General features: G+C 43.1%; 1 protein-coding gene. It reads right to left on the bottom strand.

The window, feature by feature from the left end; all coding sequences use genetic code 11:
• A partial coding sequence (locus PZE06_RS28280; RefSeq protein WP_275792438.1) for a small, acid-soluble spore protein, alpha/beta type occupies positions 1–161 on the bottom strand: 161 nt, incomplete at its 3' end.
• Positions 162–295 lie beyond the last annotated feature (134 nt).

The following is a 295-nucleotide window of genomic DNA, read 5'->3' as shown; positions in this document are numbered from 1 at the left end:
AATTGCTGTTCAGCAATTTCTATCGCTCTTTTTACCATATTTCCAGCATCTTTTGCGCGAATTCCGCCCCAGCCCTCCTTTTGGACAACATCATAAAAACCAAGCTCTTTAGCCAGTTCTTCTTTAAACTGCTCTGACATCATTCCACGCCTTCTGCCCAAAATGAACAACTCCTTTCTCCACTACGTATTCATATCCCTTGAATGGTTCGTGCGCCCGCTTGTTTGTGCATATTTAGGAATAACAGTGCCGAAAAGGCAAACGTTAAAGGTAAAGCTAGGGCGTAGGATTGTTT

Source organism: Robertmurraya sp. DFI.2.37 (assembly GCF_029211245.1).
Lineage (GTDB): Bacteria > Bacillota > Bacilli > Bacillales > Cytobacillaceae > Robertmurraya > Robertmurraya methanolica_A.
Note: the sequence above shows the minus strand (reverse complement) of the source record. Positions and strands in the feature narration are given on the sequence as shown.